Annotated in this window: 10 protein-coding genes; 5 read left to right on the forward strand and 5 right to left on the reverse strand. The window is 72.2% G+C overall.

Annotation, left to right across the window (positions count from 1 at the left end):
- The first annotated feature begins 23 nt into the window (after positions 1-23).
- Both AB1460_RS24310 and AB1460_RS24315 read left to right on the forward strand, forming a co-directional pair.
- Entirely contained in the window at positions 24-920 is an 897-nt protein-coding gene (locus tag AB1460_RS24310; protein ID WP_368964385.1) for an SDR family NAD(P)-dependent oxidoreductase, read from the forward strand.
- 302 nt (positions 921-1222) lie between these two features.
- The gene (locus AB1460_RS24315; protein WP_368964365.1) at positions 1223-2800 is read left to right on the forward strand and encodes an ABC transporter substrate-binding protein; all 1578 of its coding nucleotides are present in this window, start codon (positions 1223-1225) and stop codon (positions 2798-2800) included.
- 158 nt (positions 2801-2958) lie between these two features.
- Here the strand turns inward: AB1460_RS24315 and AB1460_RS24320 are convergent, their stop codons facing one another.
- The 4 genes from AB1460_RS24320 to AB1460_RS24335 all read right to left on the reverse strand — a co-directional run bounded on the left by AB1460_RS24320 (position 2959) and on the right by AB1460_RS24335 (position 8907).
- Positions 2959-3996: an NAD(P)-dependent oxidoreductase gene (locus AB1460_RS24320; protein ID WP_368964367.1), complete on the reverse strand. Its 1038-nt coding sequence runs from the start codon at positions 3994-3996 to the stop codon at positions 2959-2961.
- A 31-nt stretch (positions 3997-4027) separates the two neighbouring features.
- The gene (locus AB1460_RS24325) at positions 4028-4516 is read right to left on the reverse strand and encodes a winged helix-turn-helix domain-containing protein (protein WP_368964369.1); all 489 of its coding nucleotides are present in this window, start codon (positions 4514-4516) and stop codon (positions 4028-4030) included.
- 512 nt (positions 4517-5028) lie between these two features.
- The gene (gene htpG / locus AB1460_RS24330; RefSeq protein WP_368964371.1) at positions 5029-6948 is read right to left on the reverse strand and encodes a molecular chaperone HtpG; all 1920 of its coding nucleotides are present in this window, start codon (positions 6946-6948) and stop codon (positions 5029-5031) included.
- Between the two features lie 342 nt (positions 6949-7290).
- Entirely contained in the window at positions 7291-8907 is a 1617-nt protein-coding gene (locus AB1460_RS24335) for an MFS transporter (protein ID WP_368964373.1), read from the reverse strand.
- A 128-nt stretch (positions 8908-9035) separates the two neighbouring features.
- Between AB1460_RS24335 and AB1460_RS24340 the strand changes: the two genes are divergently transcribed.
- Positions 9036-10004 (forward strand): helix-turn-helix domain-containing protein, encoded by a 969-nt coding sequence (locus AB1460_RS24340; protein ID WP_368964375.1) that lies wholly within the window; start codon positions 9036-9038, stop codon positions 10002-10004.
- 77 nt (positions 10005-10081) lie between these two features.
- Here the strand turns inward: AB1460_RS24340 and AB1460_RS24345 are convergent, their stop codons facing one another.
- Positions 10082-11209: a prephenate dehydratase gene (locus AB1460_RS24345; protein ID WP_368964377.1), complete on the reverse strand. Its 1128-nt coding sequence runs from the start codon at positions 11207-11209 to the stop codon at positions 10082-10084.
- 1078 nt (positions 11210-12287) lie between these two features.
- Between AB1460_RS24345 and AB1460_RS24350 the strand changes: the two genes are divergently transcribed.
- Both AB1460_RS24350 and AB1460_RS24355 read left to right on the forward strand, forming a co-directional pair.
- On the forward strand, positions 12288-13016 hold the full coding sequence (locus AB1460_RS24350) for a DUF4184 family protein (protein WP_368964379.1): 729 nt from the start codon (positions 12288-12290) through the stop codon (positions 13014-13016).
- Positions 13017-13254: 238 nt separating this feature from the next.
- Positions 13255-14574 carry a class I SAM-dependent methyltransferase gene (locus AB1460_RS24355; protein WP_368964381.1) on the forward strand — a complete coding sequence of 440 codons (1320 nt, stop codon included), beginning with the start codon at positions 13255-13257 and terminating at the stop codon, positions 14572-14574.

The following is a 14574-nucleotide window of genomic DNA, read 5'->3' on the forward strand; positions in this document are numbered from 1 at the left end:
GGACGGACCCGACAGGACCGCAGGTGAGAGGGCTGGTAGCGCCGCCTGCCGGACCAGCGGCGCTACCAGCCCTCTCACCTGCGGTCCTGTCGGGTCCGTCCGGGCCGTCACCGCGCACCGGCGGGCCGGCTGACCGGAGGAGACGGCTCTACGACCTGACCGGCCGGGTCGCGATCGTCACCGGCGGCGGGACCGGTATCGGCGCCGCCACCGCCCGCCTGCTTGCCGAGTACGGCGCCGACGTGGCCATCGCCGCGCGCACCGTCGCCGACCTGGAGCGGACCTCCGCGGAGGTCGAACAGGCCACCGGCCGGCGCTGCGTGCCGATCCGCACCGACGTCAAGGTCGAGGACGATGTCGTCCGGCTGGTGCGGAGCACCGTCGACGAGCTCGGCCGCGTGGACATCCTGATCAACAATGCCGGCGGGACCCGGATGGGCCTGCTGGCGACCCTGCCGACCAAGGGCTGGGACGCCAGTTTCGACCTCAACGTGCGTGCGGCGTACTTCTGCACCCGGGAGGTCGGTCGTCATCTGATCGCGCAGGGGTCGGGCGCGATCGTCAACATCTCCTCGGACGCGGGTCTGCACGGAGTGCGCGGCGGGGCGCACTACGCCTCGTCGAAAGCCGCGCTGCAGATGTTCACCTCGGTGGCCGCCGCCGAATGGGGCCCCCACGGGGTACGGGTCAACTGTCTCGCCGTCGGCCCGGTCGCCTCCGCGCGGGCGGTGGCCGCCTGGCAGGTCGCCGGTATCGATACCGCCGAGTTCAGCAGTTCCACGCCTCTCGGGCGCCCCGGGACCCCGGATGAGGTCGCCCAGGCGATTCTGTTCTTCGTGAGCGACGCCGCGTCCTATATCACCGGCCAGACCCTGGCTGTCGACGGCGGGCCGCATATGGGCGGGATCCGGGAGACGTGAAACGCCCGCGTACTGCCCGCCGGATTCCGGGCGCGGCGCAGAAGGAGAACGGGAACCGGGTGCCGGCCGCGAAGAGGAACCCGCTACTGCGTCAGCCTCCAGGCGCCGCATCGAAAGTCTAGGGCGCATCCGTGGTCGGGACGGTCGCGCGTGCTCCGCCCCGGCCCGGCCCGGGGCGGCCCGAAACGGTGACCACCGCGGGTACCTCTCCCGCGCACAGTCCATAGTGAACGCACCGCATGAAAGAAACGCATCAAACGCACGGGACGCACCGTCCAGCACAACACCGAGAAAGGCGGAACATGATTCGGGTAAAGCGATTACTGGTCGCGGCCGTCGTGTCCAGTATGGCGCTCGTCCTCGGCGCCTGCGGCGGCGGCGACGATGACACCAGCTCGCCCTCGTCGTCCTCAGCGGGCCCGACCGGCCAGCCGGTGCCCGGGGGTGAAGGCCGGATCCTGATGCTGAGCGACCCGCGCAGCCTGGACCCCGCCACCCTGAGCAACAGCGCCCCGATCACCGCGGTGCTGGGGAACGCCCTGTACGGCACCCTCATGGTCGGCGACAAGGCCGGAAAGATCAGCTACACGATGGCCGAGTCGTTCGAGACGACCGACCAGGGCAAGACCTTCACCCTCAAGCTGCGACCGGACCTGGTGTTCTCCGACGGCACGCCGCTGGACGCCGAAGCCGTGAAGTTCAACTGGGACCGGACGAAGGATCCTGCGGTCGGCTCGTCCTACGTTGCCGAAGCGTCGATGATGCAGTCGACCGAGGTCGTCGACGAGACCACCCTCAAGGTCACGATGGCCAAGCCGGTGTCGGCGTACGCGCAGGCCATCCTCACCTCCTCGATGAACTGGATCGGCTCGCCGGCCGCGCTCCAGAAGGGCCAGGCGTCCTTCGACGAGAACCCGATCGGCGCCGGCCCGTTCACCCTCGACAACTGGACCCGCCAGGCGGACATCAGGCTGGTCAAGAACTCCCGCTACTGGGACGCGCCGAAGCCCTACCTCGACCGGCTTACCATCCGGACGTCCCTCGACACCACCCAGCGCTACAACACGCTGGTCAGCGGCGGTGCCGACGTCGCCATCGAAGCCGACTGGGTCAACCTGGACAAGGCCACCGAGGCCGGACTGACCAGTGACCTGATGCCGCTCAGCGGGGGCAACTTCCTGGCCCTGAACTCGCGCCGGGCGCCGTTCAACGACATCCGCGCCCGCCAGGCCCTCTCCGCGGCGCTCGACATGGAGGCGTTCAACCTCGCCGTCTACAACGGCACCGCGCAGGTGCCCGAGAAGCTGTTCGCCGAGTCGTCGCCGTTCTACGCGGACATCCCGCTGCGCAAGACGGACCGGGCCCTCGCCCAGCGGCTGTTCGACGAGCTCGCCGCCGAGGGCAAGCCGGTGACATTCGCCTTCTCCGCCTTCCCCACCAGCCAGAACCGGGCGATGGCGGAGAACGTCCAGGCGCAGCTGAGCAGCTTCGAGAACGTCAGGGTCGAGGTGAAGATCGTCGACTTCTCGCAGGTCGCGGCGCTGCGCACGACCTTCGACTTCGACGCGCTCGTCTCGTCGGCGTTCTTCCAGGACCCCGAGCCGCGGCTGTGGACGGCCTTCCACCAGGACTCGCTGGCCATCCTCTCCGGCGTCAAGGACCAGGAACTCAGCGATGCGCTGGACGCCGGCCGGGTCGAGACGTCGGAGGCGGCACGCAAGGCCGCCTACGAAACCGTGCAGGAGCGCCTGTCCGAGCTGACCCCGGTCATCTTCCTGACCCGCGCCGCGGCCGGTGTGATCGCGAACGAGGACGTCGGCGGCGTCCGCCAGTACGGCGCCGGGTCGCTGCAGCCCGAAGAACTGTGGATCAAGAAGTAGTTCTCCGCCCGGAGCCGGAGGGGACGGTCACCCGCTCCCGGGGGCGGGGCGGGACGGCCGCGGTCTGACAAAGCCCGGCGGGCGCACGGCGCACACGGCGCCGTGCGCCCGTCCGGGTCGGGCCCCAGCCCGGCAGGGCTGGCAGGGCTGCGGGCGGGTCAGTAGCCGGCCGTGAGGTCAACCGTGCCGTGCAGCGGTTCGCCGGCCCGCCAGCGGCGGAGGTTGTCGACGAAGACCGCCAGGCCGGCGTTGAGCCCACCGGGCGCCGACCACGACAGGTGCGGCATGATCCGGACCCGCGGGTCGCGGCGCAGCGGATGGTCGGCCGGCAGCGGCTCGGGATCGGTGACGTCCAGGCTGGCCCGGGTCACCGTCCCGGCCGCCAGTGCCCGGACCAGCGCGTCGGTGTCGACGATCCGGCCGCGGGCGACGTTCACCAGATGCAGCCCGGGCCTGGCGACGGCGAACGCGGCGTCGTCGAGCAGACGATCGGTCTCCGGGGTCAGCGGCGCGGCCACCACCAGATGGTCCGTCTCACCGAGCAGCTCCGGCAGGGTTCGCACGACGGTCACCCCCGGCACGTCGGCGGGGCGGCCGCTGCGGCGCAGCGCCAGCTGGCGCGTCCCGAACCCGTGCAGCCGGGGGGCCAGCTCCCGTGCGATGGAGCCGAAGCCGAGCAGCCCGACTGTCCGGCCGACGAGCGAGCCGAGTGGCGCGGTGAAGAACGGCTCGTTCGTCTCGGCCTCCCAGATGTCGGGCATCCGCTTCTCGGCGGCCAGCAGCAGGCCGACGGTCAGCTCGGCGATCGCCGCGCTGTTCGCGCCGCGGCCGCAGGTCACCGTGCGGCCGGCCAGACGATCGAGGGGGAACCCGTCGACCCCGGCGGACACGAAGTGCACCCACCGCGCCCGCTCGACCGCGGCCAGCTCGGCCGACGGGGAGCCCTTCAGCGACCAGGGCATGACGAGCGTCATCACCGGCCCCGCCCCACTCGCCGCCGGCGGCAGGGGATCGCCGCCGAGGACGTCCACGACCTGCGTCTCGGCGCCGACCAGCGCGCGGACCTGGCCGACGAACTGGCCCGGGATCACGGCCGCGACCACGGCGGGCCCGAGCGGGGCCGCTGCGGGGGCGGTGCGTGCCCCCGGGCGGTCCGTGGACGTGGTGAGCGGCGGGGTGGGCGAGACGATCGTCATGTGCGGCGGCTCCCCGGAGGTCGGTCGGCGGTCAGCGCTGCGATGCGGTCTCGGACGGCCGGTAGCGGTAGCCGACCCGCCGCACCGTCTCGATCTCGTGCCGCCGTCCCGGCCCGATCTTATTCCGCAGCCGGGTGATCAGGACGTCGACGCTGCGCTCGCCCGGGACCGGCCCGCCCTCGCCCTGGTTCCCCCAGACGTCCCGCAGCAGCACGGCGCGGCTGTGCACCCGGCCGGGGGAGCGGACGAGGAAGTCGAGGACCTCGAACTCCAGATAGGTCAGGTCGAGGCGCCGCCCGTCAGCGCGTGCATCCCAGCTGGCCCGGTCGAGGTGGATGCCGGCCCGGCCGGGCACCGCGAGCGGGCGGGTCCGTGGCGGCGTGCCGGGGGTGGTGAAACGGCGGCCGGAACCCTGGTCGGTGCGCTGGCCGAAGAACTGGCCAGCGAGGGTGGTCGTCGCCGAGGCGCTCGTCGCGGGGGTGGCCGTGGCCTCGTGAACGTGGATGTACTCGACAGGCATGGCGGTGCCTTCCTCGGGTTCTGCGGGCTGCCGGTGGGATGCGGCATCGCGGTCGGTGCCGGCGGCCGGCGGGCCGCGGGAGCCGGGACCGGTGGCCGGACGGAGATGCCGCGGCAGGCTGCTGCGCCGGCACGGGCATCGAGCCCCGGTACGCGGGGCATGGCTGGGTCCGACGAGGAACGGGCCGGAGAGCGGGCGAACTCCGCTCGGATGGTGGCTGTCAGCCGGCCGGACAGGCAGCGGAGGCGACGCGGAGCAGATCGATGTGCGCCCGGGTCACGAGGTAGGAAGGCTGCCACACAGGAGCAACACAAACACGCCGGCCGACCGCCCGCCAACCGGTCTGGCTTGTGACGTGGTTCACTTTTCTACTTGATGACTGAACAAAGGGCGGTCCGTCGCCGCCGGCCGGGCCTGGCCGGCGTTTCCGGGCGGTGGCGACGACGGCCCGCCTCCCCGGTTCTCCTGGTCTGGTGGCCTGAGGACCCGACGACGCGGGCCCGTCGCCGCGGCTACAGCGCGTTGGCCAGTCGGTCGGCGAGCAGGCGGGTGAAACGGGACGGGTCGCGCAGCTCGCCGCCCTCGGCGAGCACCGCCATGCCGTACAGCAGCTCCGCCGTGCCGGCGAGCACGTCGGCCTCGGCCTCGGCGCCCTGCTCGTGCGCCTTGCGCAGCCCGGTCACCAGGGGGTGCGTCGGGTTGAGCTCCAGGATGCGCTTCTGCCGCGGCACGTCCTGCCCCATGGCGCGGTACATCTTCTCCAGGGTCGGCGTCATGTCATGGGTGTCGCCGACGACGCAGGCGGGGGAGGTCGTCAGGCGGGTGGACAGGCGGACCTCGCGGACCTCCTCGCGCAGGCTCTCCGCCATCCACGACAGCAGGGCGCTGAAGTCCTGCTCCCGCTGCTCCCGCTCGGCGTCGGTGCTCTGCTCCTCCTCCTCGCCCCCGAGGTCGACCTGGCCCTTGGCGATCGACTGCAGTGCCCGGCCGTCGTAGCGGGCGACCCGCTCGACCCAGACCTCGTCGACCGGGTCGGTCAGGATCAGCACCTCGTAGCCCCTGGCCTGGAACGCCTCGATGTGCGGAGAGTTCTCGACCAGCGACCGCGACTCGCCGGTCATGTAGTAGATGTCGCTCTGGCCGTCCTTCATGCGCTCGACGTACTGGCGCAGCGTGGTCGGCTCGGCGGCGTCGTGGGTGGAGGCGAGGGAGAGCAGATCCAGGATCGACTCCTGGTTGTCGGCATCGTCGAGGAGCCCCTCCTTGATGACCGAGCCGAACTCCTTCCAGAACGTCCGGTAACGCTCGGCGTCGTTCTCCTGCAGGGTGCTCAGCGTGCTGAGCACCTTCTTGACGAGGCGGCGGCGGACGAGCTGGATCTGGCGGTCCTGCTGCAGGATCTCCCGCGAGATGTTCAGCGAAAGATCGTGCGCGTCGACCACGCCCTTGACGAAGCGCAGGTAGTTCGGCATGAGCGCCTGGCAGTCGTCCATGATGAACACGCGCTTGACGTAGAGCTGGATCCCGCGGCGGGCGCCCTGCGTGAACAGGTCGAACGGGGCGTGCGTGGGCAGGAAGAGCAGGGCCTCGTACTCGAAGACCCCTTCGCCCTTCATGTGGATGATCTCGAGCGGGTCGGTCCAGTCGTGGCTGAGGTGCCGGTAGAGCTCGTGGTACTCGGCCTTGTCGACCTCGTTGCGCGGGCGGGCCCACAGCGCCTTCATCGAGTTCAGGGTCTGGATGTCGGTGCTGGCCGCACCGTCCTCGCCAGTGGTCTCGACGGCCATGCGGATCGGCCAGGCGATGAAGTCGGAGTACCGCTTGACGATCTCGCGGATCTTGCGCTCGTCGGTGTAGTCGAAGAGGTGGTCCTCGTCGTCCACCGGCTTGAGGTGCACGGTGACCGAGGTGCCCTGCGGGGCGTCGTCGACCGTCTCGATGACATAGGTGCCCTCGCCGGCCGACTCCCAGCGGGTGCCGCCGGTCTGCCCGGCGCGGCGGGTGAGCAGCGTGACCGTGTCGGCCACCATGAACGTGGCGTAGAAACCGACCCCGAACTGCCCGATGAGCTCGTTCGCGGGCGTTGCCTCCTTCGACTCCCGCAGCTTGCGCAGCAGCTCCGCCGTGCCCGACTTGGCGATCGTGCCGATGAGGCTGACGACGTCGTCCCGGGACATGCCGATGCCGTTGTCCCGCACGGTCAGGGTGCGCTTCTCCCGGTCGACCTCGATCGCGATGTGCAGATCGGACGTGTCGAGGTCGAGGTCACCGTCCACCAACGACTCGAGCCGCGCCTTGTCGAGGGCGTCCGAGGCGTTGGAGATCAGCTCGCGGAGAAAGACATCCTTGTCGGAGTAGATCGAGTGGACCATCAGCTGCAGAAGCTGGCGCGCCTCGGCCTGGAACTCCAGCGTCTCGATCCGGTTGCTCACGAAAGCTCCTCCATCGGAAAGGGCATACGCCGACATGACGTCGGGGGTGATGACACGGCCCGGGCCCACGCCGGACCGGCGCTGCGCCGCCGCCGGCCGCCGCCTGCCGGCTCATGAACGCGCCGGGACGCGCCGGGACGCGCCGGGCGACCGCGCTGCCCGGTGACCACGATCTAACGCCGTGACCGACAGGGTCCGCGGCGGCTCACGGTCACTGGGTACATGCCGGAAATCATAGGGGTCCGCACCGACACATCGGGGCCGTGCCCGGAGGATTCCACAGCGGGACCCGCGCGCCGGCCGCCGGGTGAGCGGCCGGCGCGCGGGCGTCGACGAGGTCGGTCAGACCGGAGAGCCGGTACCCGCGCCGACACCGGCCGCGGAACGTGCCGTCCGGCCGAGGAGGACCACGGCGACGACCAGCCCGGCCACGACGGTGGCCGCGCCGTCGGCGCACAGGGCGATCCGGATGCCGTCGAGCATCGCCCCGTCGGCGGAGGCGGTGCCGGGTGATCCGGTGCCGTCGGCGGTGAGGACCGCGTTCACGATCGCGCTGACCACCGGGATGCCGACCGTGAGGGCGACCTGCTGCGTCATGGTCGCGAGGCCGGTGGCCAGGCCCTGCTCGTCGTCGGGCAGGCCCGTCGTTCCCGTCACCAGGTAGCCGACGATGCCCAGGGCGTGCCCGAAGAAGCCGATCACCGAGGCGATCAGCACCAGGGTGAGCGAGGAGCGACCGAGGTCGACGAACGCCAGCGCCGCGGCCGACGAGCCCTGGAGGAGCAGGGCGGCGACGAGCGCCGTCGGTGGGCTGATCCGGCTCAGGATCCGCGGGGCGACCAGGCCGGCGGCGAATGCCGCGGCCCCCGGCAGTCCGAAGATCAGCCCGGTGGTCAGTGCGGAGTAGCCGAGGAGTTGCTGCAGGTAGAGCGTCAGGAGGAAGACGAGTGAGCTGCCCATCGCGAAGATGACGAACCCGCCGGCGTTCGCGCCCGCGACCGTGCGCCGGCGCAGCACGGCGAGGGACGCCAGCGGGTGCGAGCTGGTCGCCTCGATGCGCCAGAACGCGACAAGCAGCGCCGCGCCCAGCACGAGCGTGATCCACACGACGGGCCGGCCCCAGCCGTCCTCGCCGCCGGTGGAGATCCCGTAGATGAAGGCCACCAGGCCGGCGGTGACGGTCAGCGCCCCTGGGACGTCCAGCCGCCCACCCCGCTCACCGCGCCCGCCGGGGACGACTCTCGGGGCTGCGACCAGGATCGCGACCGCGATCGGCACATTCAGCAGGAACGACCAGCGCCAGCTGAGGAACTCCGTCAACAGGCCACCGATGAGGGCGCCGACGGTGAACCCGGCTGGCAGGAGGGCGCCGTTGAGCCCGAGCGCCCGCTGGCGGGCCGGTCCCTCCGGGAACATGGTCACCAGCAGGGACAACGCGGCCGGCGTGGCGATCGCGGCGGCCATCCCCTGGCCCACGCGGGCGGCGAGCAGCACCGCCGGTGTCGTGGCGAGGCCACCGACCAGCGAGGCGACGATCAGCAGGGCCAGCCCGGCCAGGAACATCCGGCGCCGGCCGGCGATGTCGGCCACCCGGGCGAACAGCAGCGTGAAACCGGCGGACGGCAGCGCGAAGGCCGTGACGATCCACTGCAGGTGGCCCTCGGAGATCCCGACGCCGGACCCGATGGACGGCAGCGCGACGTTCAGGATCGAGAAGTCGACCGCGAGCATGAACTGGGTTCCGAGCAGGAGCAGGAGCCCGAGGCGTTCCCGGCCGGTGAAACCACCGGGGGCGACGGGGGGCCGCCCGTCGCCCGGGATGCCGGGCGCAGCCCGGGACGGGCCCCTGAGCGGGTCGGCGGCATCGCCCGGATGCGCCTGGAGGCGCGGCTGCGCGGTGCCGCGCCCGGCCTGCGCCGGCACGGCGACGGGGTCGGAGGCGGCGGTGGTGTCGGTCATGCGCCTGACGATCGGGGCGCGCGCGCCGGGTAGCCACCGCCCTGCCGATGCCCTCCACCGCGGGGGTAGCCCTGGCAGGGTTACCTTCGCCGCGCGGAAACGTCGGTGGTCGGCATCAGAATGCTCCCATGACCGAGCTTGGCGAGTTCCTCCGTTCGCGCCGCGACCGGCTTGCGCCCGCCGACGCCGGGCTCGTCCGGCCGGGCGAGCGGCGGCGGGTGCCCGGCCTGCGCCGCGAGGAGCTCGCGCAGCTCGCCGGCGTGAGCGTGACCTACTACGCCCGCCTCGAGCAGGGGCAGAGCCGCAACGCCTCCGACGCGGTGCTCGACTCGCTCGCCCGCGTGCTCCGGCTCAGCGACGACGAGCACGCCCACCTGCGCAGCCTTGCCCGCCCGGAGCGCTCGGCCCGCCGCAGCCGCCGGCCCGAGCGGGTGCGCCACGGCGTCCGGTTGCTGCTCGGGTCGGTGCGCGACTCGCCGGCTCTCGTCGTCGGCCGCCGCACCGACGTCCTCGCCTGGAACCAGCTCGGGCATGCGCTGTTCGCCCCGCACCTGGCCTTCGACGCGCCGGACCGGTGCGCCTCCCGCCCGAACATGGCCCGGTTGATCATGCTCGACGCGCATACCCGCGACCTGTACGTGCACTGGCGCCGCAAGGTCGAGGACGTGGTCGGCTACCTGCGGCTGGCCTCCGGCCAGTACCCGGAGGACGAGCAGCTCACCACCCTGATCGGCGAGCTGTGTGTGAAGAGCGAGGAGTTCGCGTCGGGCTGGGCCCGCCACCCCGTCCGCGACTGCTCCAGCTCGGTGCGCACCTACCGCCATCCGCTGGTCGGTGAGCTGACCCTGCACGAGGAGACGATGCGCCTGCCGGACGACCCCGGCCAGCGTGTCAGCGTCCTGTCGGCGGAGCCGCAGTCACCCACGGCCGAGCGCCTCGCGCTGCTCGCGAGCCTGGGCGCACCGCCGGCCCGCCCACAGAGCTCCCTCCCGGCGCCGCGCGAGCCGGCGGGTCCGACCCACCCGCAGGCCGGGCACCTGGAGTGCGGCGGTGCCGGCCTGGCCGGCCCGCGGTACCCGGGTGAGGAGGTGTCGTGACCGCGCCCGTGGTGGCGATGGGCGGCGGCTCGGCCGCGCGTTCGCCGTGTCCGTCACGGCTGCCGCACTCTGGCTGATCAGTCGCTGCCTCTCCTTCCCGAGGAGGGATGGGTGGTGAGCCGTCCGGTGGATCCGGCGGGCCGGGCCTGGTCGTACGGGGTCCGTGATCCGGGGATCCGCCCCGGCCGGGGCGGACGGGAGCGGGGCAGCACCCCGAGCACCGTCACGCCGACACCCCGGGTGCGCCAAGCACGCACCATGGTCGCCAGCGGTGCGTCGACGATGTCGCCGGTGCACTCGACCAGGAGGTAGTGCGATCCCAGCGCTGTTCCAGCCGGCCGGGACTCGAACCGCAGCAGTCGCGTTCCCGCGTCGGCAAGCGGGGTGAGCAGATCCCACAGCGAACCGTCGCCGTGGTGGGCCGGGACGCATGCCAGCAGCGTGCGGGCCGACGGGGCGCCGGTGCGGTCCGGGCTCGCCCCCGGCCCGGTCCGGCCCCGCGGGGCCGGACCACAGCCCACCACGACGAACCGGGTCTCCGCGCCGGGCACGTCGTCGATGTCGACCGCGAGTTCGACGACACCGGGGACCAGCGCACCGGCGGCGCCGGCCCCGACGGCGGCCGTCCGTCCCGAAAGGTCCGCGACGACCCGGCTGAGCCCGGCGGCCGTGGAGTCCACCGGCACTGCCAGCGCGCCGGGCGCGTGCCGGCTGAGCCAGCCGCGGCACTGGCTCAGCGCGTGGGGATGGGAGACCACGGTGGTCAGGGTGGCCAGGTCGGTCGCGGGCCGGCCGAACAGGTGCAGGCGAACGGTCAGCGCGAGGTCGCGGCGCAGTGTCAGGCCCTGGCCTGCGCCGGCCAGCTGGACCAGGGTGTCGACGGTGCCGCCCACCAGGCCTGCCGCCGAGTTCTCCCACGGGACGATGCCTTCGGCGACCACACCCTGGGCGACCGCGTCCAGTACCCGGTCGCCGGACGACAGCGGCACGTGGGGCCTGCGGGCCAGCTCGGGGTCCCGCAACAGGGCCAGATGGGTGAAGGTGCCAGCGGGACCGAGATAGCCGACCGAGCCGGCATCGTCGGCGGCGGTCGGTTCGTCGGTGGCTGGTTCGGCGGCGGCGGCGGTCGGTTCGGGGCTGGGCTCAGCGCCCGTCCAGCGATCTGTCCAGTTCGGTCCGGAGGATTGTCTGGAAGCGAGCGACATGCTGCGGTCCCATCAGTGTCTGGAGCTCGCCGGAACATCCACATAGCGCTTTCCCGGCCGGGCGAACCCGTCCTGTTTCCGGAGCTGGTCGGGCAGCCCGTCCTCCTTGGTTCCGGTCAATGGGATCGCGTAGAAGACGGTGAGCGCCCCGACGTTCCCGGAAGGTTCGTAGAATGCCCTGTCGTGAGCAGCGACTGGGCAGGGGACACCCACGCGGTGAACCCGGAAAGATCAAGCTCGAGTGCGGCCATCCGGCTCTCGAGGGCGTGGAGACAGGAGCCTGCAGCTGCTCGTCGAGGCGCGGTGGACGCAGCTGGGCGAGGAGTTCCGCTGCTGTTCCCCGGTGATGAGCGACAGAGGAGAATCGAGATCGACGCGGACAGGGACAATGGATCCATGCGCATGTGACACCACCCGGATACCGGATTCCGGGTGCTGCGTCAGATCGGAATGTGCAACCATAGCGGCCGCCCGCGGTGACATAGCCCTGTGGCGGATGGCGGGCGCATGATTTCTGGTGCGCTGGTGGCGTGAACGGAAGGTTGCTTCGCCCTCGACCGGGATGGGGAAGGGGTTTTGTCGCATCTCAGGTGTCGTTCGGCCGCACTGTGATCGACCGCTTCGTCCGAAGGATAGGCGTGTGTCCGCGCTCATGGGAAGAAGCCCGCCATGGTGACGGAAGCCACATGTGGTCCGCCGGGTTTCTGCTCTCCGGGTCTGGTAAAGAGTGTGGATGCCCGCGGTCGGGATGCTTGTGTGGTGGACCGGTCGCCGTAGTGCCTGTCGGTTTTCGGCCAGGCGGTCGACGTCGTGCCAGGAAGAGGCGGCGGGCGGACCCGGAATTCAAGATGCCGGAATGTGGCCAGCGCCGGTCACGGCACTGGATCGCGGCCGCCTTGGCAACCGCGTCCAACGCCGCGGCCAGGGGTTCGGTGGCCTTCTCCCGGAAACCGGTGAGCCGCGGGACGTGCGCGGACCTGGTCAGCTCGGCGTGTCAGAGGCCCAGCTCACCGAGCAGCCGGCCGAGTAACCCGCGGCCGGCTGCTCGGTGAGCTGGGCGGGACGGGAGCATGGTGGAATGCCCTTCACGCTCAGCCACCCGGCCGCGGTGCTGCCGCTGCGGCGCCTCGGCATGCCGATGAGCGCGATGGCCATCGGGTCGATGGTTCCGGACGTGCCGGTGTTCAGCGCGGACCCGGGCCTGTACACGTTCACCCACAGCGCGCTCGGCATCGTGACCGCCGCGCCGGCCTTCACACTGGTTGCGCTCGCGGCGTGGTTCCTCCTGGCGCGGGACGCCCTGGTCGACCTCGCTCCGGATGCGATCCGGCGGCGGCTGGCCCCACGGGCGCGGCTGACGGGCCGGCAGTGGCTGTCGGCCCCCGCCGGTGCGGCGGTGGGGGCGGCGACCCACGTCGGGTGGGACGTCTTCACCCACAGCAACAGGTGGGGTGTCCGCCAGGTTGCCTGGCTGAGCGACCAGTACGGCCCCATGCCCGGTTACCGGTGGTTGCAGTACGGCTCCAGCGTCGTCGGGCTGGTGATCCTCGTGCTCGCCGTCGCGGCCTACCTGCGGGCACAGCCGGTCGGGCCGCGCCTGCCGCGGCGGCACCCGCTGGTGGCCGTGATTCTCCCGGCGGCCCTCGCGGCCGCCACTGCCGCCGGCGCCGCCGTGGCCCTGGCCCACGCACGGGACGGACTGCACGCAGCCGTGTTCCACGGCGCCGTCGCCTCCGTGACGACGGCGACGGCGACGCTGGTGCTCGTCGCCAGCGGCTGGCGGCTCACGACGCGCCGCCCCGGCTGACGTCCGCGATGCGGCTGGCCGGAGTCCGGTGGCTGGCCATCAGCTGACTGCTTATCGGGCGAGACGAATACCCGATGAACAGGCGGTGATGCCGCGTTCGGGAGGGCGTGCGCCGGGTCATTCTGACTCCGGATGCGACGTTTTGTGGCGGGTTGCCCGCTCTTCGGCGCAGGCGGATCAGGGGTAGGACCCGCCGGGCTCAGCCGCGTAGGTGAAGCGAGAGGCTCAGGTGACAACGATGTCAACGCCCGGGATGTCCCATGCCCGGGACCGCGCGGGTGAACTGTCCCGCGTCGCCGACTGGCAGCGGATCTACGACACCCTCTACGCGGCCGCAGGCACGGATGGCGACGACTTCACCGGCTGGACGAGCAGCTACGACGGAACGCCGATCCCGGTGGCGCAGATGCGGGAGTGGTGCGACACCACCGCGTCGCTGGTACTGAGCCTGCGCCCCCGTCGGGTGCTCGAGGTGGGTGTGGGCACCGGTCTGCTCCTGCGTCGGATCGCCCCGCAGGTGGAGCACTACCTGGGCATCGACCTGTCCGCCGTCGTGGTCGACGCTCTGCGTGCCCGCGTCGACGCCGACCCGGTACTGGCGAGCCGGACGACGGTGCGCTGCCTGGCGGCGCACGACCTGGAGGCAGTCGGGGTCGGGGCCGGGGCCGGGGCCGCCACGGCGGACCGCGGGCCGCTGTTCGACACCGTCATCCTGAACTCGGTGGTGCAGTACTTCCCCAGCCTGGACTACTTCCACGGTGTGCTCGGCGGGCTGCTTGACCTGGTGGCCCCGGGCGGCCGGATCTTTCTCGGGGACCTGCGCAACCCCCGGCTCGCCGACTGCCTGCGCACGGCGGTGGCGCTGCGCCGCGCCGCACCGGGGTCCACCGGTACGCAGATCGCCCAGGCGGTGGCGACCGCCGCCGAGCGGGAGCGTGAACTGCTGATCGACCCCGACCTGATCACCCCGGCCGGCCTCCCACCGGTACTCGCGGACCGGATCGCCGCGGCGGACGTGCGGGTCAAGCGCGGACGAGCCGACAACGAGCTCACCCGCTACCGCTACGACGTGGTGCTGACCACCTGCCCGGCCCCGGCCGGCACCAGCCTCCGCGGAACAGCATCGGCTGGCGGCGGGGCACTCCTGCCGCCGGCCGTGGAGGCCCCGGCTCTGGAATGGGGCTGGGAGGTCGACAGCCTCGACGAGCTTGCCGGACACCTGGCCGCGCACCGGCCGGACCGGCTGCGGGTACTGGGCGTTCCCCACGCCCGGCTGTTCCCGGAACTGGCGGCCATGCGCGCACTCGCCGCGGGTGCCGGTGCGGCGGCGGCCCGCGCCGTGCTCGACGACCCCCTGCCCAGGTCGGTCCCGGGAGTGGAGGACCTCGCCGCTCTCGGCGCGGCCCACGGCTACGACGTCGTCCCCACCTTCTCCCCCGACGGCGGCGACGGTGATCTCGATGTGCTCTTCCGGGCTGCCGCTTCCCCTGACCCCGACCATCGCTGGCCGACGAACGGGGTCGACGACCCCGCCGCGGACCGGCGGGCGAGGACCTGA

The sequence above is a fragment of the Parafrankia sp. FMc2 genome (assembly GCF_041008525.1).
In the GTDB taxonomy this organism is placed as follows: domain Bacteria; phylum Actinomycetota; class Actinomycetes; order Frankiales; family Frankiaceae; genus Parafrankia.

Excerpts from the sequence above, each read along its gene's own strand:
- AB1460_RS24315 (WP_368964365.1), top strand. The coding sequence starts at position 1,223 with ATGATTCGGGTAAAGCGATTACTGGTCGCGGCCGTCGTGTCCAGTATG.
- AB1460_RS24320 (WP_368964367.1), bottom strand. The coding sequence starts at position 3,996 with ATGACGATCGTCTCGCCCACCCCGCCGCTCACCACGTCCACGGACCGC.
- AB1460_RS24325 (WP_368964369.1), bottom strand. The coding sequence starts at position 4,516 with ATGCCTGTCGAGTACATCCACGTTCACGAGGCCACGGCCACCCCCGCG.
- AB1460_RS24335 (WP_368964373.1), bottom strand. The coding sequence starts at position 8,907 with ATGACCGACACCACCGCCGCCTCCGACCCCGTCGCCGTGCCGGCGCAG.
- AB1460_RS24340 (WP_368964375.1), top strand. The coding sequence starts at position 9,036 with ATGACCGAGCTTGGCGAGTTCCTCCGTTCGCGCCGCGACCGGCTTGCG.
- AB1460_RS24345 (WP_368964377.1), bottom strand. The coding sequence starts at position 11,209 with ATGTCGCTCGCTTCCAGACAATCCTCCGGACCGAACTGGACAGATCGC.
- AB1460_RS24350 (WP_368964379.1), top strand. The coding sequence starts at position 12,288 with ATGCCCTTCACGCTCAGCCACCCGGCCGCGGTGCTGCCGCTGCGGCGC.
- AB1460_RS24355 (WP_368964381.1), top strand. The coding sequence starts at position 13,255 with ATGTCAACGCCCGGGATGTCCCATGCCCGGGACCGCGCGGGTGAACTG.